The sequence below is a fragment of the Providencia hangzhouensis genome (assembly GCF_029193595.2).
In the GTDB taxonomy this organism is placed as follows: Bacteria; Pseudomonadota; Gammaproteobacteria; order Enterobacterales; family Enterobacteriaceae; genus Providencia; species Providencia hangzhouensis.
In genome coordinates this window covers 3,861,539-3,886,973 of the sequence record NZ_CP135052.1, presented here as the reverse complement: position 1 = coordinate 3,886,973, position 25,435 = coordinate 3,861,539, and the positions used below count along the sequence as shown (strand labels likewise).

At 39.7% G+C, this 25,435-nt stretch carries 24 protein-coding genes; 22 read left to right on the top strand and 2 right to left on the bottom strand.

Annotated elements, in window-relative coordinates; translation table 11 throughout:
* The first annotated feature begins 562 nt into the window (after window positions 1-562).
* The 6 genes from PZ638_RS17765 to PZ638_RS17740 all read left to right on the top strand — a co-directional run bounded on the left by PZ638_RS17765 (window position 563) and on the right by PZ638_RS17740 (window position 6,425).
* Complete coding sequence (locus PZ638_RS17765; protein WP_004259130.1) at window positions 563-799, top strand: helix-turn-helix domain-containing protein; 237 nt, start codon at window positions 563-565, stop codon at window positions 797-799.
* A 214-nt stretch (window positions 800-1,013) separates the two neighbouring features.
* Complete coding sequence (locus PZ638_RS17760) at window positions 1,014-1,571, top strand: fimbrial protein (RefSeq protein WP_004259129.1); 558 nt, start codon at window positions 1,014-1,016, stop codon at window positions 1,569-1,571.
* Window positions 1,572-1,649: 78 nt separating this feature from the next.
* A complete protein-coding gene (locus PZ638_RS17755) occupies window positions 1,650-4,145 on the top strand; it encodes a fimbria/pilus outer membrane usher protein (protein ID WP_094961562.1) in 2,496 nt (831 codons plus the stop codon).
* A gap of 11 nt (window positions 4,146-4,156) precedes the next feature.
* Window positions 4,157-4,885, top strand: coding sequence for a fimbrial biogenesis chaperone (locus PZ638_RS17750; RefSeq protein WP_004259120.1), 729 nt, complete (start codon window positions 4,157-4,159; stop codon window positions 4,883-4,885).
* 43 nt (window positions 4,886-4,928) lie between these two features.
* Complete coding sequence (locus PZ638_RS17745) at window positions 4,929-5,447, top strand: fimbrial protein (RefSeq protein WP_004259115.1); 519 nt, start codon at window positions 4,929-4,931, stop codon at window positions 5,445-5,447.
* Window positions 5,448-5,459: 12 nt separating this feature from the next.
* Window positions 5,460-6,425: a fimbrial protein gene (locus tag PZ638_RS17740; protein ID WP_004259112.1), complete on the top strand. Its 966-nt coding sequence runs from the start codon at window positions 5,460-5,462 to the stop codon at window positions 6,423-6,425.
* A 212-nt stretch (window positions 6,426-6,637) separates the two neighbouring features.
* On the opposite strand, the gene PZ638_RS17735 is transcribed toward PZ638_RS17740, so the two are convergent.
* Window positions 6,638-8,284, bottom strand: coding sequence for a fumarate hydratase (locus tag PZ638_RS17735; RefSeq protein WP_004259110.1), 1,647 nt, complete (start codon window positions 8,282-8,284; stop codon window positions 6,638-6,640).
* Window positions 8,285-9,191: 907 nt separating this feature from the next.
* Here PZ638_RS17735 and potA point away from each other — a divergent pair.
* The 4 genes from potA (at window position 9,192) to potD (ending at window position 13,145) form a co-directional block, all read left to right on the top strand.
* Window positions 9,192-10,301: a spermidine/putrescine ABC transporter ATP-binding protein PotA gene (potA, locus tag PZ638_RS17730; protein WP_144141134.1), complete on the top strand. Its 1,110-nt coding sequence runs from the start codon at window positions 9,192-9,194 to the stop codon at window positions 10,299-10,301.
* Window positions 10,288-11,151, top strand: coding sequence for a spermidine/putrescine ABC transporter permease PotB (gene potB / locus PZ638_RS17725; protein WP_004259100.1), 864 nt, complete (start codon window positions 10,288-10,290; stop codon window positions 11,149-11,151). The genes potA and potB overlap by 14 nt, the downstream gene beginning before the upstream one ends.
* Window positions 11,148-11,936, top strand: coding sequence for a spermidine/putrescine ABC transporter permease PotC (potC, locus tag PZ638_RS17720; protein WP_004259098.1), 789 nt, complete (start codon window positions 11,148-11,150; stop codon window positions 11,934-11,936). The genes potB and potC overlap by 4 nt, the downstream gene beginning before the upstream one ends.
* A 159-nt stretch (window positions 11,937-12,095) precedes the next feature.
* Window positions 12,096-13,145: a spermidine/putrescine ABC transporter substrate-binding protein PotD gene (potD, locus tag PZ638_RS17715; protein WP_094961560.1), complete on the top strand. Its 1,050-nt coding sequence runs from the start codon at window positions 12,096-12,098 to the stop codon at window positions 13,143-13,145.
* A gap of 239 nt (window positions 13,146-13,384) precedes the next feature.
* Here potD and PZ638_RS17710 read toward each other — a convergent pair whose 3' ends face one another.
* Window positions 13,385-13,942, bottom strand: coding sequence for an NADPH-dependent FMN reductase (locus PZ638_RS17710; protein ID WP_094961559.1), 558 nt, complete (start codon window positions 13,940-13,942; stop codon window positions 13,385-13,387).
* 303 nt (window positions 13,943-14,245) lie between these two features.
* Between PZ638_RS17710 and PZ638_RS17705 the strand changes: the two genes are divergently transcribed.
* The 12 genes from PZ638_RS17705 (at window position 14,246) to cutD (ending at window position 25,427) form a co-directional block, all read left to right on the top strand.
* Entirely contained in the window at window positions 14,246-14,818 is a 573-nt protein-coding gene (locus tag PZ638_RS17705; RefSeq protein WP_036958231.1) for a TetR/AcrR family transcriptional regulator, read from the top strand.
* 79 nt (window positions 14,819-14,897) lie between these two features.
* A complete protein-coding gene (locus PZ638_RS17700; RefSeq protein WP_144141136.1) occupies window positions 14,898-15,740 on the top strand; it encodes a transcriptional regulator in 843 nt (280 codons plus the stop codon).
* Window positions 15,737-16,255 (top strand): FidL-like protein, encoded by a 519-nt coding sequence (locus PZ638_RS17695; protein ID WP_004259073.1) that lies wholly within the window; start codon window positions 15,737-15,739, stop codon window positions 16,253-16,255. Before PZ638_RS17700 ends, PZ638_RS17695 begins: the two co-directional genes overlap by 4 nt.
* Window positions 16,256-16,759: 504 nt before the next feature.
* Window positions 16,760-16,912, top strand: coding sequence for a hypothetical protein (locus tag PZ638_RS17690; protein ID WP_165880770.1), 153 nt, complete (start codon window positions 16,760-16,762; stop codon window positions 16,910-16,912).
* On the top strand, window positions 16,897-17,175 hold the full coding sequence (locus PZ638_RS17685; protein ID WP_004249182.1) for a BMC domain-containing protein: 279 nt from the start codon (window positions 16,897-16,899) through the stop codon (window positions 17,173-17,175). The genes PZ638_RS17690 and PZ638_RS17685 overlap by 16 nt, the downstream gene beginning before the upstream one ends.
* 21 nt (window positions 17,176-17,196) lie before the next feature.
* Window positions 17,197-17,481, top strand: coding sequence for a BMC domain-containing protein (locus PZ638_RS17680; RefSeq protein WP_004259066.1), 285 nt, complete (start codon window positions 17,197-17,199; stop codon window positions 17,479-17,481).
* 15 nt (window positions 17,482-17,496) lie between these two features.
* A complete protein-coding gene (locus PZ638_RS17675) occupies window positions 17,497-17,775 on the top strand; it encodes a BMC domain-containing protein (RefSeq protein ID WP_004259063.1) in 279 nt (92 codons plus the stop codon).
* A 70-nt stretch (window positions 17,776-17,845) separates the two neighbouring features.
* A complete protein-coding gene (locus PZ638_RS17670) occupies window positions 17,846-19,477 on the top strand; it encodes an acetaldehyde dehydrogenase (acetylating) (protein ID WP_136135367.1) in 1,632 nt (543 codons plus the stop codon).
* Between the two features lie 26 nt (window positions 19,478-19,503).
* Complete coding sequence (locus PZ638_RS17665; RefSeq protein WP_004259057.1) at window positions 19,504-19,761, top strand: EutN/CcmL family microcompartment protein; 258 nt, start codon at window positions 19,504-19,506, stop codon at window positions 19,759-19,761.
* Between the two features lie 7 nt (window positions 19,762-19,768).
* On the top strand, window positions 19,769-20,899 hold the full coding sequence (locus tag PZ638_RS17660; RefSeq protein ID WP_206277720.1) for a 1-propanol dehydrogenase PduQ: 1,131 nt from the start codon (window positions 19,769-19,771) through the stop codon (window positions 20,897-20,899).
* A 58-nt stretch (window positions 20,900-20,957) separates the two neighbouring features.
* The gene (gene cutC / locus PZ638_RS17655) at window positions 20,958-24,389 is read left to right on the top strand and encodes a choline trimethylamine-lyase (protein WP_272674550.1); all 3,432 of its coding nucleotides are present in this window, start codon (window positions 20,958-20,960) and stop codon (window positions 24,387-24,389) included.
* A gap of 87 nt (window positions 24,390-24,476) precedes the next feature.
* Entirely contained in the window at window positions 24,477-25,427 is a 951-nt protein-coding gene (gene cutD / locus PZ638_RS17650) for a choline TMA-lyase-activating enzyme (RefSeq protein ID WP_004259033.1), read from the top strand.
* Window positions 25,428-25,435 lie beyond the last annotated feature (8 nt).

Below are 25,435 nucleotides of genomic sequence, written 5' to 3'. Positions count from 1 at the left end.
CTATTAAATTAAATTAAATTAAATGATAAGAATAAAAAAACCATTGTTAGTTGTTTTTTTGAAGCAAACATTAAAAATGTAAAAAATAAATTAATTTATAAAAATAAGTATATAAAAATACTTAGGAATCAATGAATACCATATAAAATTAATTATAAATGCCTTCATTCCATTATAAATTAAGGCGTTGTTATATTTTTGGATGTTACCATTGATAGTGGTAATTTATTATTTTTCTTTAATATCAATTAGTTGCATATTATTTGTTTATTTCAAAAAGAATAATAGCTAATATGAATTATGTGTTTTTTATCTTATATGATAATGCAAACTAAAAAAATGAAATATTGATAGGTTTCAGTGGCTTTAATTTATTCTATCGATCGTTACAAACAGTTTTACTTTTATATATTGAAAACTATAATTAACTCAAATTTCGTGTTTTAATTGGTTTGTTCTTTTTTGATTTTTTATATAATCAGTGCAATTTATTATGTGAAATTTTTTGATTTGTAATATAATTTAGCCATTTAATATTTTAGGTTATTTTGGGCTATTGTTGATGATAAATGTAAATCGGATAGTAGGCAGAGAGATTAGAAAAAGAAGAAAGCATTTAGGGCTTTCAGGCATCGAATTAGCTAATCTTGTTGGTGTTAGCCAACAACAGATTTCACGTTATGAAAGGGGTGAGTGCAATATAAATATTGAAAACTTGCACACCCTTGCTAACGCTTTAGATACAGAAATGATTTGCTTTTTTATTGATGATGTTTTTATCAATAAAGAAAGTAATTAATTTAAAAAATTAAGAGTAATCTAATTATAAAAATATTCATATTTAAAGTTAACTAAATATCTAAAAAAATAAAAATGTAGTGTTTTTATTTTTTTAGTAAAAATCTAACTTTCTTATTTTTACCTTTACATTCTCAGCAAATAAATATCAACCTAGTAATTTATTGATTATTAGGTGATTGGTACATCTGTCGTCTTTTTATAGGAAAATATAAATGAAATTAACTAAGATTGCATTAGCTACAATTATCGCTTCTTCATTTGGTATTGCACAGGCAGCACCTGTAGATCAAGGTAGTGGTGTCATCAATTTTACTGGTAAAGTTATTAATGCACCTTGCTCAATCCCAGGTGACGGTACAATTAACGTTGACCTCGGCCAAGTTGCAAATAAAGTATTAGAAACTGGTAACAAATATAGCCAAAGCGTTCAATATAATATCCAGTTAGAAAACTGTGATTTAGGTGAAGTTAAAGATGCTAGCGATGTAGTTGTCTTCCCTGCAGTTAGCAAAGTTAAAGTAACTTTCACGGGTACTCCAGATACTACAGCAAAAGAATTACTGGCTAATACAGGTACTTCTAAAGGTGTTGGTGTTCGTTTAATCAACGCAGATGGCGCAACAATGAAAGTTGGTGATACCAGTGTTGAGCTGCCATTAGCGGATGGTCCAAATAAATTAGTATTCAGTGCACGTGTTGAAGCAAATGGTAGCAAAGTTGAAACTGGTAGCATCATTTCTCAAGCAACTTACGCTTTAAACTACCTGTAATTTTTTATTTAAAATAACAGGCATGTATTTGCCTGTTATTTTTCTTTCTTTATTTTTATTTTTCTTACAGGGAACATCATGTCTCTATTTCCTCAGTTTAAAATAAATAAAATATTATTTTCGATTGCTTTGGCATTTTCCTTTTCTGGAATGTCTAATGCAGTGGAATTTAATATGAATATTATTGATGCTAAGGATAGAGATAATATTGACTTAAGTCAGTTTTCTAACCCAGACTTTATTCCTGCAGGTGAATACCTAACGGATATTACATTAAATGGTCGAAAATTATCAGGGCAATATTTAATTAAATTTATTGAAGAGAGTAAAGATACCTCAACACTCTGTGTTACACCAGAGATGGTAAATATTTTTGCATTAAAAAAGAAAGTTAAGGAAGAACTTCTGCAAAATAATAATGGCCAGTGTATTGAGCTATCTAAAAATTTAGATATTAATTATCGCTTTGACAAAGCTAACCAGAATATCTTATTTTCTATCCCTCAAGCTTGGTTAGAATATGATGACCCGTACTGGGTTCCACCTTCCCAATGGGAAAATGGAATTATGGGTGCATTTCTTGATTATAACCTGTTTGCCAACTATTCCGCTCCTAAAAATAATAGTGAAACATTCAGTGGTAGTAGTAACGGTACCGCTGGCGTTAACTTAGGAGCTTGGCGTTTCCGCGCTGATTATCAATATCAATATAATCGCTCCCAAGGTAAAACGAATGAACGGTTTGATTGGACTCAGTTATATGCCTTTCGTGCTTTGCCTCAAATGGGTGCAAAAGTTTTACTTGGTGAGTCTTATTTGAAGACTGACTTATTTGATAGTTTTCGCTTTATAGGGGCATCTATTTTTAGTGATAATCGAATGCTTCCACCGTCACTACGTGGTTACGCGCCTCAAGTGACGGGTATCGCTAAAACGAATGCAATGGTGATTATTTCACAGAATGGGCGTGTGATTAAACAAGTTAAAGTCGCTCCAGGGCCATTTAATATTCAAGATATTACTGAAGCGGTACAAGGCACTTTAGATGTCACCATTGAGGAAGAGGACGGTTCAAAAACCACTTATCAAGTGACGGCGGCATCGCTGCCATTTTTAACTCGTCAGGGCCAACTGCTTTATAAATTCACTATGGGTAAATCTGACCCATTTGGCCGCTCGCAGAAAGTTGACCCTAAGTTTATTGTAGGGGAAGCTTCCTATGGTTTATTTGGTGACACATCCATCTTTGGCGGGTTAATTGCTACGGTAGATAATAACAATTACCAAGCGATAAACTTAGGAATAGGGCAAAACATGAATATGTTTGGCGCTATTTCCTTTGATATTACTCGCACTCATGCAAATGTAGATAATTTTGGCTCTTATTCGGGTAACAGCTACCGTTTAAATTATTCTAAACGTTTTGAATCTACCAATTCGCAGGTCACATTTGCAGGTTATAAGTTTTCTGAAAAAGAATTCTTAACTATGCCTCAATACATTGATGCAGCGAATGGTGTGCTTGATTTTAGACGTGACAAAAACGTGTATACCGCGTCTTTTAACCAATATATCAGCCCGTTGGACTTAACTGTCTATTTTAATGCTTCTCACCATCAATTTTGGAATAGTGAATCTACAACAAACTTTGGTATGAGTTTTAGTAAGCTATTTAGTATAGGGCAAATTAAAAACATTTCCGGCACCTTATCACTTAATAAAATTAAATATGAAGAGACGGATGATAATCAAATTTACCTTTCTTTCTCCGTGCCACTTGAAAATGGTGCGTCAGTCAGTTACGACGCTCAATATGCAGATAATGACCATAGCTTTGGCCAATCGGTAGGTTATTACAGCCCGAACGAGAATAATAACTACTGGAGTATGCGTGTTGGTGGTGACCAGCACAAGCTTGGACGTGCTGAGCCAAATATCAGCGGTAGTTATCAATATTCATCGCCTTATGGCGTATTGAATGTTAATGCGACAGAGAATGTGAACTCATATCGTGCTTTTGGCGGTAGTTGGTATGGCTCCATGACAGCAACGAAATATGGCGCAGCTATGCACCGTAACGGGACTAACAACGAACCTCGAGTGATGATTGATAGTGACAATGTCGCTGGGATTTCTATTAATAATGGTGAATCTGTCACGAACCGATTTGGGATTGGTGTTGCGACAAGCTTAAATAGTTTTTCTAATTCAGATGTTTACATTGATATGAATACACTGCCTGACGATGTGGATGTCAATGACAACATTATTGGTAAAACATTAACTGAGGGTTCAATTGGTTTTCAGAGAATAAAAGCGAACCAAGGAAAACGTATTTTAGCAGTTATCCGTTTGAATAATGGGAATTATCCACCGCTTGGTACCAGTGTGACTGAATTAAGTACAGGAAGAGAAGTCGGAATTATTGCAGATAGTGGTGTTGCTTATTTAACGGGTGTGGCTCCAGAAGAAAGCTACATAGTGAAATGGGCTGCTGGCGCAAACCAATGTAGTTTGAATTTACCTAATATTGCCGAAAAAAATCAGGGGAAAGTCCTGATCCCTTGCCAATAAAGGAATGATGTATGAGTAAAAAGTATGTAGTAGCTTTAGGATTTTCATTAGTTTTTGTCGGCATGCAAGTTGCGTCTGCTGCGATTAATATTGACCGTACACGGATCATTTTTCCAGGCAAAGATAAATCAATCAGTTTGGTTATTAATAACCAAAGCAAAACAATGCCCTACTTAGCTCAATCTTGGATGGAAGATGAAAAAGGGAATAAGGTTTCTGAACCTTTTACAGTTTTACCTCCAATGCAACGCGTTGAGCCGAATGCTAAAAACCAAATTAAAATTATTAAAACAGAGGGAATAGATGCTCTTCCACAAGATAGAGAATCTCTGTTCTATTTAAATGTGCGTGAAATTCCACCGGTGACAGATAAAGAAAATGTCGTACAGATTGCGATTCAAAGCCGTCTAAAAATGTTTTATCGACCACCTCAAATCGAAAATAACAGCGATAAAGTATGGGCTAAAGAGCTGAAATATACGCACACAGGTGGGCAATTACTTATTGAAAATCCAACTAAATATTATGTGACATTGGGTTATCTCAGTAATAATAACCAGAAAAATTTTCCTGGTTTTGAAAGTGTGATGATTGCCCCGCTTTCTAAGGAAAGTGTTCCCGTACCAGCCAGCAGTTTTAATCAGTTATATACCGGTTATATGGATGATTACGGTGGCATGAAAATGTTGACTTACCAATGCGCTGCGTCGACCTGCCAGCTGTCAAAAGAGAGCCAATAGGATTTTAGATATGAGAAATTGCTACTTTTCAATATGTCTTTTTATGCTATCTCTATGTGGAAGCCAAGCTTATGCAGATAGTAGCATGATGAGAGGTGATCTTAATTTTACGGGAAATGTGGTGGCATTGCCTTGTAAGATTTCATTTTACTCGATAGATCAAAATATTGAATTAGGACCAATATCTCTGAATTACTTTAATGAAATTGGAGACAGAAGCCCTAAGCATGAAATCAAACTAAAGTTTGATGATTGTATTTTTCCAAAACGCAATCGCGATGATAGGGTTCCGGTTGTTCGGATCATGTTTATTTCAGAACCAACTGAAAGTACAGACCGTAATTTATTTGGTGGTAAAACCATTCTAAATGGTTATGGGATTCGATTAATGGATAAAGATGGCAATATTGTCCCCAATGGTGAATACCGTAGTTATCCAATCTATTTTGATGATAACCAGCAAATTACGATTTATTCCATGCTAGAGAGTTATCTACCAAGAAATGAATTAACAGTGGGTAATATTAAAACGCAAATTACCTTAAATATTACTTACATATAAGGTGTATAAATCATGATACACAAGTTTATTCAAAAATATGGTTTTTATATTTTATTTCTATTCGTTTTTATTAGCCCAAAAACCTTTGCATTAGATTGTGTGGAAAAGGGGACTGGAGTCGTCGAAAAACCCGCAGTTCCTGTAGGTCAATTGGCCATTCCTGCTGATACAACGGCAGGTTCTATTATTTGGCAATCCGACCCTTTAACAGTAACCGTTTATTGTGACAATGTACTTGGTAATGCTGTTGACGTTGTTCATATGTATTTTAATCCGAAATCTCAAAAACTTGGGACAGGGTTATTACTAGGCGCGAATTACCAAGGCCAACAATTGGAACAAAATGAGCAGCGTGTCAACTTAGGGACTCCACCTATTCGCCGCGGAGAGAATGTCACGGTAACAGTGACTTTTACACTATATATCAAAGTGACGGGTATTGTTCCTCCTTCAGGTAACTACACAGGGGATAACCAATTTACGGTTTTCCAGTTTGATGGAAGTGGTGGGATAAACCATACCAATGGTGCAAAAAACTTGAAGTATTCTATTACTGGGTTACGAGGTATTCGCTTTCTCAAGTGTGGGGCTGATATTAAAGTTTACCCAGAGTCACAGCAAATTGACTATGGTCAGTTAATGATCACTGAGCTTAATCAAGGAAAAGAGTTTAAAAAAGATTTTCAGATACAAGCGGTGAAGCGGGGCTGCTTAGATAATTTTTCCATGAATATTAACTTCGAAACTACAGACCCGTTAAATGGAGAGTATGCCATTGATCTAAAAAATGGGACTAATTTAATTATTTCGGATGATAAAGCGGAAAAAATAAAATTTAATTACTTCCAGTTTTTCGGAACACTCCCCTTAGGGAGTACATCGATTACACGTGACTACAGTGCGACGGTTAAAAAGGTGGGAGCGGTAAAAACAGGACCATTTAGCGCCTCAACGATTGTCCGTATTAACTATTATTAACATTAATCCGAAGAGATGGCTAAAAATACATGATGAAAATCAATATATTAATTTTCGGCTGATAACGCAAAGCGGGAAAAATCACACTGTTATCCCACGTTGTCAACAACCAAAGAGCAGGCCAAAAGCCTGCTCTTTGTTATGTTACATCGTTATGTAGTGATATAGGCTAACGAAATTTAGCGCATTCCTTTGCGCTAGAGTGGCAAATCTTATTTAACGCATTTACTGCAAGTCTCATTTTGGACTTGTTCAAAGAAGTTATTGCCTTTGTCATCAACGAGAATGAATGCAGGCAGCCCCTCAACTTCCATTTTCCAAATCGCTTCCATTCCTAATTCTGGATACTCAAGGCAATTTAAACTTTTCACGTATTCTTGAGCGAGAATCGCAGCTGAGCCACCGATACTACCTAAATAAAACCCTCCGTGTTTTTTACATGCATCAGTTACCGCTTGAGTTCGGTTGCCTTTCGCCAACATTAGCATGCTACCTCCGTGGGATTGGAACAGGTCAACATAAGGGTCCATGCGGTTACCGGTTGTCGGACCTAAAGAGCCGGAAACCATATCTTCTGGTTTTTTGGCTGGCCCTGCGTAATACACCATGTGGTCTTTAAAATATTGAGGCAATTCTTCGCCGTTATCTAAACGTTCTTTAAGCTTAGTATGCGCAATATCTCGAGCAATAATCAGAGGCCCGCTGAGAGAAACACGTGTTGATACCGGGTGTTTACTCAGCTCAGCCAAAATATCTTTCATTGGGCGGTTGAGGTCGATATGTACCACTTTTCCTTCAGCTTGGTTACGCATAGATTCAGGAATGTATTGGGCTGGGTTATGCTCCATTTTTTCAAGCCATAAACCGCTTTTGGTAATTTTAGCTTTAATATTACGGTCGGCAGAGCAAGAAATGGCTAAACCGATTGGGCAAGAGGCACCATGACGAGGTAAACGAATAACTCGTACATCGTGAGCAAAATATTTACCACCAAATTGTGCGCCAAAACCAAGATGACGAGAAGCTTCTAATAACTCATTTTCTAGTTCAATATCACGGAAAGCACGGCCGTACTCATTACCTGTGGTTGGCAGGTTGTCGTAGTATTTTGCGGAGGCGAGTTTGGCTGTTTTCAGTGTTGTTTCCGCTGAAGTACCGCCGATAACGAAGGCAATATGGTAAGGCGGGCAAGCTGTTGTTCCTAAGTTACGCATTTTTTCAATTAAGAAATTTTTTAACTTAGCTGGGGTTAATGTTGCTTTTGTTTCTTGGTAAAGTGCTGATTTATTTGCTGAACCGCCGCCTTTGTTAACAAATAGGAAGTGATATTCATCGCCTGTGGTCGCAAAAATGTCAAACTGTGCTGGCAGGTTTGTGCCAGTATTGACTTCATTAAACATATCTAGCGGTGCATTTTGAGAAAAACGCAGGTTTTCGTGTTGGAAGACGTTATAAATCCCTCGAGAGAGGTACTCTTCGTCATTGCAGTCTGTCCAAACTTGTTGGCCTTTTTTCCCAACAACCGCAACCGTTCCTGTATCTTGGCAGTTTGGCAAAATACCTTTTGCAGAAATTTCAGCATTGCGAAGTAATTGTAACGCCACGTATTTGTCGTTTTCGCTGGCTTCTGGGTCTTGTAAGATAGCGGCGACTTGTTTCTGGTGCGCAGCTCTTAAAAAAAACTGGGATTCATAAATTGCGTGTTCTGCAAGGAGAGTTAATGCCTCAGGTTCTATCTTTAAAATTTGCTTACCAGCAAATTGTTCTACAGAAACATATTTATCAGAGACTTGGAAATACTCAGTTTTATCCTCAGATAATGGATAAGGTTCTTGGTAAAAAAACTCTTTATTAGCCATTTTGCTCACTCACATATTAATTTCAGTGGAATTTCCAAAGGTAATCACCCGAAGGCTTATGTTTATTCTTTAATTGATTTAACTCGAAAGATACAAAGTAAAATTTATAGGTGTAATAATGAAACAAAAATCACAAAATAAGTCACTAAAAGTTACAGTTTAGATTGAAATTATATCAATTTGATTATTATATTCAAAGAGATGCAAAGAATAATATGATATTGGTTAAATTTATTGAGATAAAAAATAAGGATTAATGAAAATTAGATTTAAATCACATAATAATATTATTAACTGCGACTTTAATTATTTGTTATAGATGTTACCAGTTATTGCCTTTGTTCTATATATAATCACGATATATATCTACTGGATATAACTACCATCAAAACTCGACGAGTTAGTTATGGTAAAGGCTTATTGTATTTTTATCTCGCATGAAGTTTTAAAATTTATATCATTAAATATATGAATTAAAAAATTAAAAATAATAAAAACTATTAATTCCATAATTATTATTATTTTTATTGTGAATTGTTTTAACTCTATGAATTTCATTGAATTTGACTTAAGTTTTATCTTCGAATGTATCATGTAAATCTATAGATATGGACAGACTGATTCTATATATCGCTATGTCGCTTATTTTTCTCAAAAATCTGTTTTATTTATTGAGAATTCATAATGAAAGGCAAACGAAGTTGTGAAAATGGCTTTCAATTTGCAAAAACAGTGTTTATCATGCATGCCTTATGAAGTTTAAATGGCGCTACTGGTTTTGGGCTTTGCTGGGGAAATTATTTACTTATGTTACTTAAGTTGACAGAGTAAACCTCCGACAAGCTTATACAGTCTTTAACGGTGGCGGTTCTATCTGCATTATTCCTAGGGATAGAGTGTATAATAAATGACTGAGACAACCTCTCTGACACCACTCATTGAATTAAAATCTTTAAGTAAAGGTTTTGATGGCAAACAAATTATTTCTGAGCTTGACTTAACCATTCAGAACGGTGAGTTTTTGACCATTCTGGGGCCTTCTGGTTGCGGTAAAACGACTGTTTTACGTCTTATTGCAGGGCTAGAAGATGCCGATGGCGGTCAAATTATTCTTGATGGTCAAGATATTACGGATATTCCAGCGGAAAACCGTTTTGTAAATACCGTCTTTCAAAGCTACGCTTTATTTCCTCATATGACAGTTTTCGACAACGTGGCATTTGGCCTGCGCATGCAAAAAACGCCTGCGGCTGAAATTCAAAAGCGTGTCGACCAAGCCTTGCGTATGGTGCAGCTAGAAGATTTTGCTGAGCGTAGACCCAACCAACTATCTGGCGGTCAACAACAACGCGTGGCGATAGCCCGTGCGGTAGTGAATCGCCCGAAAGTCCTACTATTGGATGAATCATTGTCTGCGCTTGATTATAAACTGCGCAAACAAATGCAAAATGAGCTAAAAGCGCTTCAACGAAAACTGGGGATCACGTTTATTTTTGTGACCCACGACCAAGAAGAAGCCTTGGCCATGTCTGACCGTATCATAGTGATGCGTGAAGGGAAAATTGAGCAAGACGGTACTCCTCGCGAAATCTATGAGGAACCAAAAAATCTGTTTGTAGCTCAATTTATTGGTGAAATTAATATTTTTGATGCGAAAGTATTGTGTCGCATTGATGATAAGCGTATTCGAGCCAATGTTGAAGGGCATGAATGTGATATTTTCACTGAGCTCTCTGTCAAAGAAGGGCAACACGTCAGTGTGTTATTACGTCCTGAAGACTTGCGCGTTGAAGAAGTGAATGATGCAGATAACCATCCGGGGCTGATTGGCTACGTTCGTGAGCGTAACTATAAAGGCATGACGTTAGACTCAGTGGTTGAAATGGAAGATGGCAAAATTGTCATGGTTAGCGAATTCTTCAATGAAGATGACCCCGATGTCGACCACTCCCTTAACCAAAAAGTTGCTGTGACTTGGGTTGAAAGTTGGGAGGTAGTTCTGGATGATCATTCGTAAACATAAAATTTTGCAGAACGTTATTATCACTGGGGTGGTCGCCTGGCTGCTGCTATTCGTCTTCTTGCCTAATATCATGATTATTGGCACTAGCTTTTTGACGCGTAGCGACACCAACTTAGTTGACTTAGTTTTTACGTGGGATAACTATGTTCGCTTGTCTGACCCGATGTATGCAGAGGTCATGCTGCACTCGCTCAATATGGCGGTGATCGCAACCTTTTTCTGTTTAGTTATTGGCTATCCATTTGCCTTTATATTGGCAAAGCTACCTAAACGGGTGCAACCTTTGATGCTGTTTCTGTTAATTGTGCCATTTTGGACCAATTCATTGATTCGTATCTATGGGTTAAAAGTTTTTCTCAGTACCAAAGGGTACTTAAATGACTTTTTACTGTGGGTTGGTGTTATCGATAAACCGTTGAAAATTATGTATACACCTGAAGCCGTCATACTAGGTCTCATTTATATATTGTTGCCGTTTATGGTGATGCCGCTGTATTCAAGTATTGAAAAGCTGGATAAGTCATATATAGAAGCTGCAAGAGATCTCGGTGCGAATAAATTTCAACGGTTTGTGAAAATTATCATTCCTTTAACGATGCCAGGTATTATTGCAGGCTGTTTGCTGGTTTTATTACCGGCAATGGGGCTGTTCTATGTCGCGGATTTAATGGGTGGTGCGAAAAATCTACTGATCGGTAACGTAATTAAGAGCCAGTTCTTAAATATTCGTGATTGGCCATTCGGGGCAGCAACCAGCATTTTCCTCACGGTGATGATGGGGTTATTGCTGTATGTGTATTACCGAGCAGCTAAGCTTCTGAATAAAAAGGCATATGAAGAATGATCGGACGTACTCTGCGTGGTGGCTTCATGGCCATCATCTACGCTTATCTTTATATTCCAATCATCATTTTGATTGTTAATTCCTTTAATGAGTCGCGTTTTGGTATTCAGTGGCAAGGGTTTTCAACCAAATGGTATGAATTACTAGCTAATAACGATAGCTTATTAGAGGCTGCGGGGCATTCATTAACCATGGCGGTTTTGTCAGCGACTTTCGCAACAGCCATTGGCACATTAACCGCCGTTGCATTATTTCGCTATCGCTTTAGAGGAAAACCTTTTGTTGGTGGCATGTTATTTGTGGTCATGATGTCACCTGATATCGTCATGGCGATTTCGTTATTGGTTCTATTTATGATCCTTGGGGTCTCGCTAGGTTTTTGGTCATTGCTTTTTTCCCATATTACATTCTGTCTACCCTTTGTAGTGGTGACGGTGTATGCAAGGTTAAAGGACTTTGATGTGAAGATGCTAGAAGCTGCACGTGACCTCGGTGCGGGTGAGTTTACCATCTTAAGGAAAATCATTTTGCCATTAGCGCTCCCTGCGGTTGTGGCAGGGTGGCTACTGAGTTTTACATTGTCGATGGACGATGTGGTGGTTTCGTCATTTGTTACGGGGCCAAGTTATGAGATTTTACCATTGAAAATATATTCAATGGTAAAAGTCGGGGTCTCCCCAGAAGTAAACGCATTGGCGACAGTATTGTTGATTATGTCTTTACTGCTCGTTTGTTTAAGCCAATGGGTGATGCGGGATAAATACTCGAAAAAAGCGAAATCATAAATGAGTGATGGTGTTGGTTTTTTCTATAACAGCGCCTTTTTGATGCCATACGGCGAGAGGGTGGGCTTTATTTAGCCTATAAGATATATACCCTAAATAATTCAAGTGGTTACTTGATGCATTAAGGGATAAAAACACTTTGTTGAGGGAAACTCAGTAATGAAAAAATGGTCCTATCTACTGGCAGCAGGGTTAATGGCTGCAAGTATTGGCACGGCAACTGCCGCTGACGATAACAAAGACGTACTGTATTTCTATAACTGGACAGAATATGTTCCCCCCGGTTTATTAGAGCAATTTACCAAAGAAACGGGCATCAAGGTGATTTACTCCACCTATGAATCAAACGAAAGCATGTATACCAAGTTAAAGACCTATAAAGAAGGGGCTTATGACTTGGTGGTGCCTTCTACTTATTTTATTGCCAAAATGAGTAAAGAAGGAATGCTACAAAAGATTGATCAAAGCAAATTAACCAATTTTAAAAACCTTGACCCAAACTTAATCCATAAAGAATTTGACCCGAATAATGATTATTCAGTGCCTTATATTTGGGGTGCGACAGGGATAGGTATTAATGGTGAAGCTGTTGACCCACAGTCTGTCACCTCGTGGGCGGATTTTTGGAAACCTGAGTATAAAAATAGCTTGCTGATGATGGATGATGCACGGGAAGTTTTCCAAGTTGCGCTCACTAAATTAGGTTATTCAGGTAATACGACTGATCCGAAACAAATTGAAGAGGCGTATAAAGAGTTGCAAAAATTACGCCCAAATATTTTAGCCTTCAACTCTGACAACCCAGCAACACCATTTATTGAAGGTGAGGTTGATGTGGGAATGTTGTGGAATGGTTCTGCATTCGTCGCGCGGCAAGCTGGCTTACCGATTGAAGTGGTGTGGCCAAAAGAAGGTGGGATTTTCTGGATGGATAGCTTAGCTATTCCTGCTAACGCCAAAAATGTGGAAGGGGCCCATAAGTTAATTAATTTCTTATTGCGTCCAGAAATTGCGGCTCAAGTGGCTGAATCTATTGGTTACCCAACACCAAATTTAGAAGCTAAAAAATTATTACCTGCTGAAATTGCTAATGACCCATCACTTTACCCAAGTGAAGAAGTTCTGCAAAAAGGCGAATGGCAAAGTGATGTGGGGAATACTAATATTATTTATGAAGAGTATTTCCAAAAGCTAAAAGCAGGACGTTAATTATTGTTTTAGTCGCAAGCTAAATAGGGTTTGAAGATAATAAAAAGGCATCACGATTGTGATGCCTCAGACTGCTGACAAACATATTATGTTTGGCGGCAAGTCGAATAGGTTTTGAAAATAAATTAGGAAAATCAATTTATTGATTTTCGGCTGATAACACAAAGTGGGAAAACCACGCTTTTATCCCGCTTTGTCAACAACCTCAGGCATCACGATTGTGATGCCTTTTTTAATGGCTAACGTTTGGCATTATGACCAACAAACTTCACAAAGGTATCTGCCCACGGTTGTAGGAAATCTTTACTTTTGGGTGAAATATTACCTTGTTCATCAACCATTCCTTCATACCACTTCAAATAGCACTCTGGTTGGTTCATTGTCGGCATATTCAAAAATGCCAAGCTATTACGCAAATGTTGTTGTGCAATAGCCGTACTAATATTGCCAATAGATACCCCTAGTACTCCAGCAGGGATGCCATCCCATGAATTATCTCCCCATGGGCGAGAGCCTTGGTCAATCGCATTTTTCAATACGCCAGGCATTGAACGGTTATATTCTGGAGTGGCGAAAATAATGCCATCACAGGCTTTAATTTGAGATTTGAAATTAGCCACAACAGGAGACACATTTTGGTCTGCATCTTGGTTATAGAGAGGGAGTTCACCAATATTGATAAATTTAAACGTGAAATTTGTGGGGAATAATTTAGTCATGGCTTTAGCGACAACTAAATTATATGAATCAGCGCGCAAACTACCCACAATGACACCAATATTGTATTGATTTGACATGATAAAACCTCTTTCACGGGGAGTTAATTAGGAATACTGCAAACCGTTATTTATTGAATAGAGAATTGTTCCACTCTCACTATTAAACATCATAATCTGAGGATGTGCAAAACTAAGTGAAATTAAAATAGATAACTAAATATCAAAAATATTTGATATTTTTAAATTAATTATGGGGTTACAACTTATCATAATTCGATATTGTGAGTCCTCTTCCACTATTTAGATTTACCCATGAACAAATCAGGGTTACTTGATTTTAGTCAAAATGAAACATACCGACTGGTCGGTATCATTCATCGCATGAATAAATCTGCTCAGCATAGAAAAAAAGATCCTATTAAGCTTCAAGTGGAGTTACTGAAAGCTGCTCGTATTATTGCTGGCAGAGAAGGGATCTCTTCACTCTCACTTAATGCAGTGGCAAGGGAAGCGGGTGTTAGCAAAGGCGGGTTAATGCACCACTTCCCAACGAAGCAAGAGCTTATTCATGCACTGTTTGTGCAATTGCTGGGGATTATGGATGAGAGAATACATACCATTATGGATAATGACCCAAATCCCTATGGGCGTTTTTCTCGTGCTTATTTGCACTATATTGGTGAGTTAAAAGAATCTGATGAAAGTTTTCAGCTCGCGTTATTGTCTTTGGCTATGCCAACTGAGCCAGTGTTACGTCAGTGCTGGCGAGATTGGGTAACCAACCATTTGGAAAAGGGGGATGAGTTCGATAACAGTTATTTAGGCGCGTTAGTGCGTTATGCGGCTGATGGGTTGTGGCTTTCGTCATTGACTGAGGGAGAAACGTTATCACAGCAAGAACGTGATGCGATTGTTAGTCGGCTAACGACAATATCATTTGAACAAATTCCATAAGTAAAAATAGCACGTAAGTAAAAATAATAGTGGTAATGATAGTGCAATTTTATTCATAAAATAAGCACATGAGGCGACAGTGAAATATAAAATCAATGCTTTCATTCTATATGATGCAGTTGATGGCACTTTATCTTTAAAAGAAGATGAGGTGGATGCACAACTGTCGATAACGGCTAATGCGTTGTTGTTTTATTTTATTCAACACAGAGGTGTTGTTTCCCGAGATGAGGTGTTAAAAGCGGTATGGGATGATAATGGATTAGTTTCATCGAACAGTAATTTAAACCAATATCTAAGTATATTAAGAAAAGCATTTCGTCCATATGGTATTGAAAATATTATTGTGACGGTGGCGAGGGGGCGATTAGAGTTTAATTCAGATGTTTCACTTGAATTAATTGATGATATTAAAATTCCTTCCTCTGAGTTAATCCCTAGCTTAAGTGAAATAGAAGAGGCTAAGGTTGTTTTATCTCCAATTCCCAAACCTATCTCTGAGCCTGTAGACCTCAAAAAAATAGAATCAACATTGACGCCAGAAAAAAAAGAAATCTGTTGGTATCTCGCTAGCGGTGTCTTTTTATTGTGTTCCGTTTTACTCGCGGTCATGGCTTATTTATCAAACCAGCCGTCAGTACCGATTAAGATGACAGTACTTGAGCACACTAATTGTGATGTGCTATCGAATGAAAAAATGATCAATAACTCTGTCGCACTAAACTATGTACAAAATTTTGATAAGGTTAGAAATAACTTAAATTTAGCCTGTGCCGAGAAAGAACGGTTTGTTTTTTTCTATGGAGATAAATTGCAGACTAATGGATTGGGTCGAGTATTTCTTGCGCATTGTGCAGTAAATGAAGATAACCCATTTAGCTATTGCGATAATTACTTTTACTATTCTTGGAAACCATCATGAAGATATCAGGAAAAGTATTATGCTTACTGAGCTTTTTGCTATTTATTATTGTTGTGATTTACACTCAATCGGTCTTACTTTCCAATAAACAAGATGGTTTATTAATGTGCTCGACAAAAGGCATTATGCGTTTTGAAAATATGCAGGATGAAAACGTTAATGGCAATATTCATTTCAATTTTGGTGCCAATGGCAAAGGAGCCATCGTTGTTGAAGGATATACCGATTCTAAAGCGGGCTGGTTGTACTTACAGCGCTATGTGAAATTTAGTTATACAACAAAACGAGTTTCTCCCACAGAGCGTCATTATAATATCAGTCAATGGGAAGCGAGTGCTTCTTCTATTGATGAATCACCAGATGTGATATTTGATTACTTTATGCGAGAAATGTCAGATAGCCATGACGGGCTATTTCTTAATGCCCAAAAGCTCAATGACAAAGCTTTATTACTCAGTTCAATTAACTCTCCACTTTATATCTGCACGTTAAAGCCTGGCAGCAAATTTGATTAATTCAGTTCTCATTAAATAAATAAGCTTAGCGGTGAAGCCGTTCACTTCATCGTTAACTGACGATCCCACTTCCCTTTATTTCCTATTTTGTCGTATTCCCTGATGTGGTATTCACAAGCTGCAATATCCTCAATTTAGCTATAAATTGACATCATGACAGGTAGACTATCTCTTGGTTAGAACCTAACTCGCGGATATCTGATGTAGGCAAAGCTTATAACCAAGTGAGCAGACCCACAGTTATCATTTCACAAATTACCCCCCTTTATCAGCTCAATAATATTTTATTAACAATCTACCTAGCTAACGCTAAATCTTTATTTAGCCCATTTTTATCTGCAACACAGATACGTGAATTTTTAATTTTTTCAGTATGAATATGTAAATAGCTTAATTAACCACTCTAATTTTTAGATTAAAAAACTAAATATTATCGTTTTGTGGATTTATATTTTGTTTTTATTTTTCGGTTCTATAGTGAGTTTGAAGCCAAAGGCTGCGTTCATGCGTTCAGATCACCGCGCAGACACCATTGGCGTAAATGATTACCCAGATATTTCAAGGGACATGTACTCGGACACATTAGCTTGGAATATCGAAGGTAAAGAAAAAATAAAGAAGGCTTCTCGGAGGAAACAACAATGGGTGATGCATTAGGTCTTATTGAAACAAAAGGTCTGGTGGCTTGTATCGAAGCGGCTGATGCGATGTGCAAAGCGGCGAATGTAGAGCTAATTGGTTACGAAAATGTCGGTTCAGGCCTAGTTACTGCAATGGTTAAAGGCGATGTCGGAGCAGTCAAGGCAGCCGTCGATTCAGGTGTTGAATCAGCACAGCGTGTTGGTGAAGTTGTGACTTCACTAGTCATTGCTCGTCCACACAACGATATCAATAAAATCGTTATTAAGCATAAGGCATAACTTTTTCCGGAGGAAAAAAACATGGGTGACGCATTAGGTCTTATTGAAACTCAAGGGTTAGTGGCTTGTATTGAAGCTGCAGATTCGATGTGTAAAGCCGCAAATGTTGTGCTGATTGGTTATGAAAATGTTGGGTCAGGTTTAGTTACCGCCATGGTCAAAGGCGATGTAGGTGCGGTGAAAGCTGCCGTGGATTCAGGTGTTGAATCCGCATCTCGTATTGGCACCGTCGTGACATCACTGGTTATCGCTCGTCCTCATAGTGATATTCAGAAAATCGTCGCCCAGTATAAAGTCACGGAATAAAACAGGAAATTACTTATGAAAGAAGCACTTGGTCTAATTGAAACCAAAGGTTTAGTGGCTTGTATTGAAGCTGCTGATGCCATGTGTAAAGCCGCAAATGTTGAGTTAATCGGTTATGAAAATGTTGGCTCAGGTCTGGTAACAGCGATGGTTAAAGGCGATGTCGGTGCCGTTAACGCAGCGGTTGAGTCAGGTGTTGAGGCTGCAAAACGTATCGGAACCGTGGTGACTTCACGCGTGATTGCGAGACCACACAACGATATTGGCAAAATTGCACAGCAACACAAAGCCTAAGTAATTGGCTGATAAAGCCAATCACACGACAAGTTAATGAATTAATTTTGGCTCCGATACGGGGGAAGACATGGTTGCATTAGACAAAGATCTGCAATCCAGACAACTGGCAAGAGAGCTAGTTAGAAACGCGAAACAAGCGCAGAAAGAGTTTGCGACATTTTCGCAGGAAAAAATCGATAATATCGTTAAACACATTGCAATTGAGTCCGCACTTCATGCAGAAGAGCTGGCAAAAATGGCCAATGAAGAGACTGGGTTCGGTAAGTGGCAAGATAAAGTCCTGAAAAACACTTTTGCTTCAATGCGTGTTTATGAACACATTAAAGATCTCAAAACCGTTGGCATCATTAATGATGACAAAGTCAACAAAGTCATGGATGTGGGGGTTCCTCTTGGTGTGATCACGGCGTTAGTTCCTTCTACTAATCCAACATCTACCATCATCTACAAAACGTTGATTGCCTTGAAGGCGGGTAATGCCATTGTCTTTTCCCCTCATCCAAATGCCAAAGCTTGCAGTTTCCGCACATTAGAAATTGTCAAAAAAGCCGCATTAGAAGCGGGGGCGCCAGTAGGAATTGTCGATGGCGTCACGATGCTAACTCTTGAAGCAACGAAAGAGCTGATGCACAGCAAAGACGTTTCTTTAATTTTGGCAACGGGAGGTGAAGGCATGGTACGCGCTGCTTACGCATCCGGTACACCAACCATCAGCGGTGGTCCAGGTAATGGCCCTGCATTTATTGAACGTAGTGCCAATATCAAGCAAGCGGTGAGTGACATCATCACCAGTAAAACTTTTGATAACGGTGTCATTTGCGCTTCAGAACAATCGATCATTGTAGAACGCTGCATTTACAACGAAGTTCATCGTGAACTGCTCGCTCAAGGCGCTTACTTCATGAATGAAGACGAAGCGAAACGCATGGCATCCATGTTGCTTAGAGCGAACGGTACTATCAACCCTGAAGTCGTTGGTAAAGATGCTATCACACTGAGTCAACGTGCAGGATTCACTGTTCCGGCTAACACACGTGTGCTGATTGCTTTACAAGACACCGTATCACCGAAAAACCCATACTCCCGCGAAAAATTATGCCCAATTTTAGGGATGTATATCGAGGAAGATTGGCAGTCAGCTTGCCATCGTGTGGTTGACTTACTGACCAACGAAGGCCTCGGTCATACCTTGGTGATCCATACGCAGAACGAAGATGTTATTCGTCAATTCTCTCTGGAAAAACCCGTCAATCGTATTTTGATCAATACACCAGCGGCACTGGGCGGAATTGGTGCAACGACCAATATCACACCTGCTTTAACGCTCGGTTGTGGGGCAGTTGGTGGCGGTTCTAGTTCAGATAACGTCGGCCCGATGAACTTACTCAATATCCGTAAAGTGGGTTATGGCGTACGTTCCATTGATGATTTAAGACAGCCAGCTCAGCCTTGTGCACCTGCACAGCCAACAGCATCAACTTCGGTAAATCAACCGCAAGTGAGTATTTTTGATGACAACCGTTTCCGTAACCCTGTTACGGCAGCATCACCAGCCGCGGCTAACCCAACTGGCGATAACCGATTTGGCAGCACTGTAACAACGGCTGCGACTGCTGAGGCGGTAGTTTCTCAAGGTGACATCACTGAAGAAAATGTTGAGCAAATCATCAAGGCCGTTCTCGGACGCCTAAATAAGTAACTCATTGGAATAAGGCGGTATAAACCATGATCCTCGCAAAGGTAGTCGGACATGTTGTTGCAACGCAGAAATGCCAAGAACTTAGCGGCAGTAACTTATTAATGGTTACCAAGCTAGGGGATGACCTTGAACCGTTGAAAAACAAAACGTATGTGGCAGTCGACAGTGTTGGCGCAGGTATTAACGACATTGTGTTAGCTGAAGCTTACTTCGCTTTGAATAAAGACAATTACAAAGCCATGTCAGTGGTTGCCATTGTTGAGAAGGTTTATACCAAGGAGTAAAAACAGCATGAACCAGTTTTTGATTAAACCTAAAGTCCAATTCGGTGCTAACGCATTGGATTTTATCTCACAAATGAGTGCTCACCATGCCTTTATCGTCACTGACAAAGCGATGGTGAAGTTTGGCTTAGCTGATGAAGTCACTCGCAGGCTAACCCAAAGTGGCATCACATTTTCGATTTACGACGATGTTGTGCCGGACCCAGACATTTCAGCCATTGTTAACGGCATGAAAATCATGGATATGCAATATCCAGATGTGGTGATTGCACTCGGTGGTGGGTCGGTGATTGATGCTGCGAAAGCTGTTATTTACTCCCTCTGGCACACCAGAAAAAACGTCAATCGAGTCAAACCGCAGTTTATCGCGATCCCAACCACCAGTGGGACGGGTTCAGAGGTGACTTCATTTTCAGTCATCAAGTCACAGTCTGAAAAGTTGGTTTTAGTTGACGAATTCATGCTGCCAGATGTCGCCATTTTAGACCCTGTACTGGTGAAATCCGTACCAGCTTCGATTACTGCAGATACAGGTATGGACGTGCTGTGTCATGCACTGGAAGCGTATGTTTCTCGCACCGCATCTGATTTTTCGGATGCCTTAGCAGAAAAAGCAGTGCAATTGGTTTTTGGTCACTTAATTGATTGTTATCGCGACGGTAGCAACTTAGTGGCACGCGAAAAAATGCACAACGCTTCATGTATTGCCGGTATGGCCTTTACTAACGCATCACTTGGGATAACTCACAGCTTAGCCCATGCATTAGGCGGCGTATTTCATATTCCACATGGTCGTGCCAATGCCTTATTGATGGCTCAAGTCGTGGCTTTCAATGCGGATTTTGAAGGCCGCTGTGATAGCGAAGCCGCGAAACGTTACGCGAGTCTTGCAAGAAACTTGAATTTACCTGCTTCAACAATACGTGAAGGCGTTGAGAGCTTAATTATGGCAATCAACGTATTGAAAGATGAAATGAATATGCCAAAAGGCATTCAAGCAACCGGTATTAATGAATTCGATTTTAACGCCCGTTTAGGGGAAATGGTTAGGCAAGCACTGCGCGATAGTTGCACTCCGACCAATCCACGGGATGTGAGCAAGGTGCAACTGGAAGTGCTGTATAGACAGTCTTTTTAACAGTTAACGCTTTTATGTGATGAACAACAAACTAGAAAGAACATCAGGATAGGCTAACATGAATAAATATGCTTTGACCCCACGCGTAAAAATGCTGGCTGAACGCTTAAGTGCCCGCAATAGCTCAATTATTACTGAACGTGCCAATATTTTAGAAGCGCTTGGCAACCAACTGTCTGGCGCACCGCAGGCGATTAAACCTGCACAACGTTTTTATGAATTTATCCGTCATTTTCCTGCATTTATTGCCCAAGATGAGTTGATTATTGGTAGCCAATCATCAACGCCTCGTGGGGCGATTTTCCATACTGAAAATGAAATCAACAGCCACAGCATTTATACGTTTTTAGCTGGCGATAGCGCCATTGATGCACCCGATTACTTAGCGGTATTAAACATCGGTTTTTTAGCTATCAAAGCGCAATTAGAAAATAAAGTTAGAAATATCGGCAGTGCAGTTAGCCGTAATAGTATTGATGAGGCGAATAACTGCCGCTCGGCAATTTACGCATGTGATGCCGCTATCCATTTTGCGCAAGCTTTAGCTTCTAAAGCAGAGAGCATGGCAGCAGCAGAGTCTAATCAATACCGTCGCGCAGAGTTACAAGAAAGCGCAGCAATTTTACGTAATGTGCCAGCAAAACCAGCACAAACATTCAAAGAAGCTTGCCAAGCGTTCTATTTACTGCAACTTATCCTGCATTTAGAAAATGGCAGTTATGCAGTTAACCCAATGGGGTTCGATAAAGCAGTTTACCCATTCTACCAACGCGATATTGAACAAGGCCGCTTAACCCAAGCACAAGCTTATGAGATTGTAGAAAGTTTATGGTTGAAACTGGCTGAGCTCTCTGAAGTTCGCTCAACCAAGCAAGTCGATGGCTACCCAATGTTCGATGCATTAAAAGACGGTATTTATCTGAATGACCCTCGTGTATGCATTAACGAATTATCAGCTATGATGTTATCTGCTCATGAAAACATCAGTGTCATCAATAACGGCTTAAAAGTTCGTTTATATTGCGGAAAAAACAGCATTCAGCCGCAATACGCCGCGCCAAATGCCAGCTATGTTGCTCCAACGGCACAAGCGGAAACTGAATTCAAAGTGATGGAAGGGTTAACGCCTCGCTTACAACGCTTGCGTAACCGCTACTTAGAAGCACGCCCAAGTGTGTCTATCTATCGTGCACTCGCCTTCACTGAAGTTGTCAAAAATAACCCTGGTTTACCGCCAATTCTATTGCGTGCGAAAGCATTCCGCCGCGCTTGTGAAACTGCGCCAATCTTAATTCAGCCGGAAGAACTGATTGTAGGCCATCCATGTGGTAAAGCCCGTGCGGGTGCTTTCTCTCCAGATATCGCATGGCGCTGGGTGGTCGAAGAACTCGATACCATGAGTACGCGCCCACAAGATCCATTTGTTATCTCAGAAGAAGACAAAAAAGTGATCCGCGAGGAAATCGCGCCATTCTGGGAAGGGCGCTCATTGGATGAAATTTGTGAGGCTCAATACCGCGAAGCGGGGGTATGGGAATTCAGCGGTGAAACGTTTGTCAGTGATTTGTCTTATCACCAAATCAACGGTGGTGGAGATACTTGTCCGGGTTATGACGTGCTGTTATTCACCAAAGGAATGAATGGCATTAAAGCAGATGCTCAGGCGAAACTGGCTGAGTTAAGCATGGAAAACCCAGAAGATATTGACCGTATTTATTTCTATAAAGCGTCAATTGAAACCTGTGAAGGGGTAGTGGCGTATTCACACCGTATTGCTGCGCATGCTCGTGAATTAGCCGTGCTGGAGTCAGACCAAAAACGTCGCGAAGAATTGCTGACTATCGCACAAGTCAACGAAAACGTGCCAGCGAACCCACCGGCGACGTTGCAAGAAGCATTACAAAGCATTTGGACTGTTGAGTCACTGTTTGAAATCGAAGAAAACCAAACAGGTCTTTCTTTAGGACGTCTCGACCAATATTGCTTCCCAATGTATGAAAATGACATCAAAACAGGCCGTTTAACTCAAGACCAAGCATTAGAAATGATGCAGGCGTTTATCATCAAGTGTGCTGAGTTAATGTGGATGTCGAGTGAGCTGGGTGCGAAATATTTTGCCGGTTATCAGCCATTTATCAACTTAACGGTGGGTGGACAAAAACGTTCTGGTGGTGATGCTTGTAACGATTTGACTTACTTAATTATGGACGCGGTTCGTTTCGTTAAAGTGTATCAGCCATCGTTGGCTTGTCGTATTCATAACCAATCACCACAGAAATACATGGAAAAAATCGTTGATGTCGTGAAAGCCGGAATGGGCTTCCCTGCCTGTCACTTCGACGATTCCCACATCAAAATGATGTTGCGTAAAGGCTTCGATTTTGAAGATGCGCGTGATTACTGTTTGATGGGCTGTGTTGAGCCACAGAAATCAGGCCGTATTTATCAATGGACATCAACTGGTTACACCCAATGGCCAATCGCGATTGAGTTTGTATTAAACCGTGGTCGCATGGTGCTATTCGATAGCTACCAAGGCTTAGATACCGGTGATTTACGTGATCTGAAAACATTCGAAGGCTTTGATAATGCAGTGAAAGCGCAGATTGCTCATATTATTCGCTTATCCGCTATCGGTACCGTTATCAGCCAGCGAGTTCACCGTGATGTGGCACCAAAACCCTTAATGTCTTTGCTAGTGGAAGGCTGTATGGAAAAAGGGAAAGACGTTGCAGCGGGTGGGGCGATGATCAACCACGGCCCAGGGCTGATTTTCTCTGGTCTTGCAACCTATGTTGACTCCATTGTCGCGATTCGCAAATTGGTTTATGAAGATGGCCGCTACACCCTTGAGCAAATTCGTGATGGATTATTAGCTAACTTTGAAGGCTATGACGAATTACGCCGTGACTGCTTAAATGCGCCTAAATTTGGTAACGATGATGACTATGTTGACCAATACGCACTCGATATTACGGAGTGGACAGAGCGTGAGTGTCGTAAGTACGACATGTTGTATTCAACACTGAGTCACGGAACTTTATCCATCTCCAACAACACGCCGATTGGTGAGTTAACCGCAGCAAGTGCCAACGGTCGCTTGGCGTGGATGCCGTTATCCGATGGTATCAGCCCAACACAAGGTGCGGATAAACAAGGCCCAACTGCCATCATTAAATCAATCAGCAAAATGAATGTTGAAACGATGAATATTGGCATGGTGCATAACTTTAAGTTCTTAAAAGGCTTATTGGACACACCAGAAGGCCGCCACGGCTTAATCACCTTGCTAAGAACCGCGTCTATCTTAGGAAACGGTCAAATGCAGTTCAGCTATGTCGATAACGAAATGCTGAAAAAAGCCCAGCAAGAGCCTGAAAAATACCGTGATTTAATCGTTCGTGTCGCGGGGTACAGCGCCTACTTCGTTGAACTCTGTAAAGAAGTTCAAGATGAAATTATTAGCCGTACTGTAATTGAGAAGTTCTAAACCCATGTAGGCAGGTATGAATTTATACCTGCCATTTTATAACAACAATAATAAATTCTGATTTATAAACATAGTGTTAGAGGTGCAATGATGAGCGCGGCAGAGATTAAAGGTCGGATATTTAATATCCAAAAATACTCGATTTATGATGGCGACGGTATCCGAACACTGATTTTCTTAAAAGGGTGCAATATTCGTTGCCCATGGTGCGCTAACCCAGAAGGGTTAAGTAGCCAGTTTCAAGTGATGTTTTCCCACGATAAATGCGTCAATTGTGGGAAATGCGTTGATGTCTGCCCGACAGGGATCCACTACAAAACTATTAATGAGCAAGGTGAGCAAATTCACCGCGTGAATCGCAGCATTGATTGTATCGGTTGCCGTAAATGTGAAGAAGTATGCATTGGCGGTGCATTAGACATCATGGGTAAAGATGTCACTGTGGCCGAAATGATGGATATCATCATGCAAGATTATGATTTTTATATTTCTTCCGGTGGTGGTGTGACAATCGGTGGAGGCGAAATGAGCCTACAAACCGATTTTGCAGTCGCTCTACTGCGTGAGTGTAAAAAAATGATGATCAACACCGCAATAGAAACCCAAGGTACAACATCGTTAGAAAACTATGAAAAGTTAGCTGAAGTTGTCGACCTATTCCTCTATGACATTAAACATATTGATACTGCGCAGCATAAAAATCTATTCGGTATTGGCAATGAAAATGTTCGCCGCAACCTCGAAAGATTGATTGATCTCGGCGCGAACGTGGTTGTCAGAATGCCATTAGTTCGTGGCTATAACGACTCGTTTGATGCCATTACAGGGGCGATTAACTATGCGATGGAATTATCCAAACGCGGCAATGTAAAACGCATCGATATTCTGCCTTATCACCAGTTGGGCCGCGGTAAGTACGACAAACTGGATATGATTTATCCCGTTAAGCAAGACCCAACCTATAGTGCAGAAGAATTAGACCAACTTGAAGCATTCTTCAAACAATTTGATTTCGATATTCGACTGGTTCGTCACTAAGTAGGAGA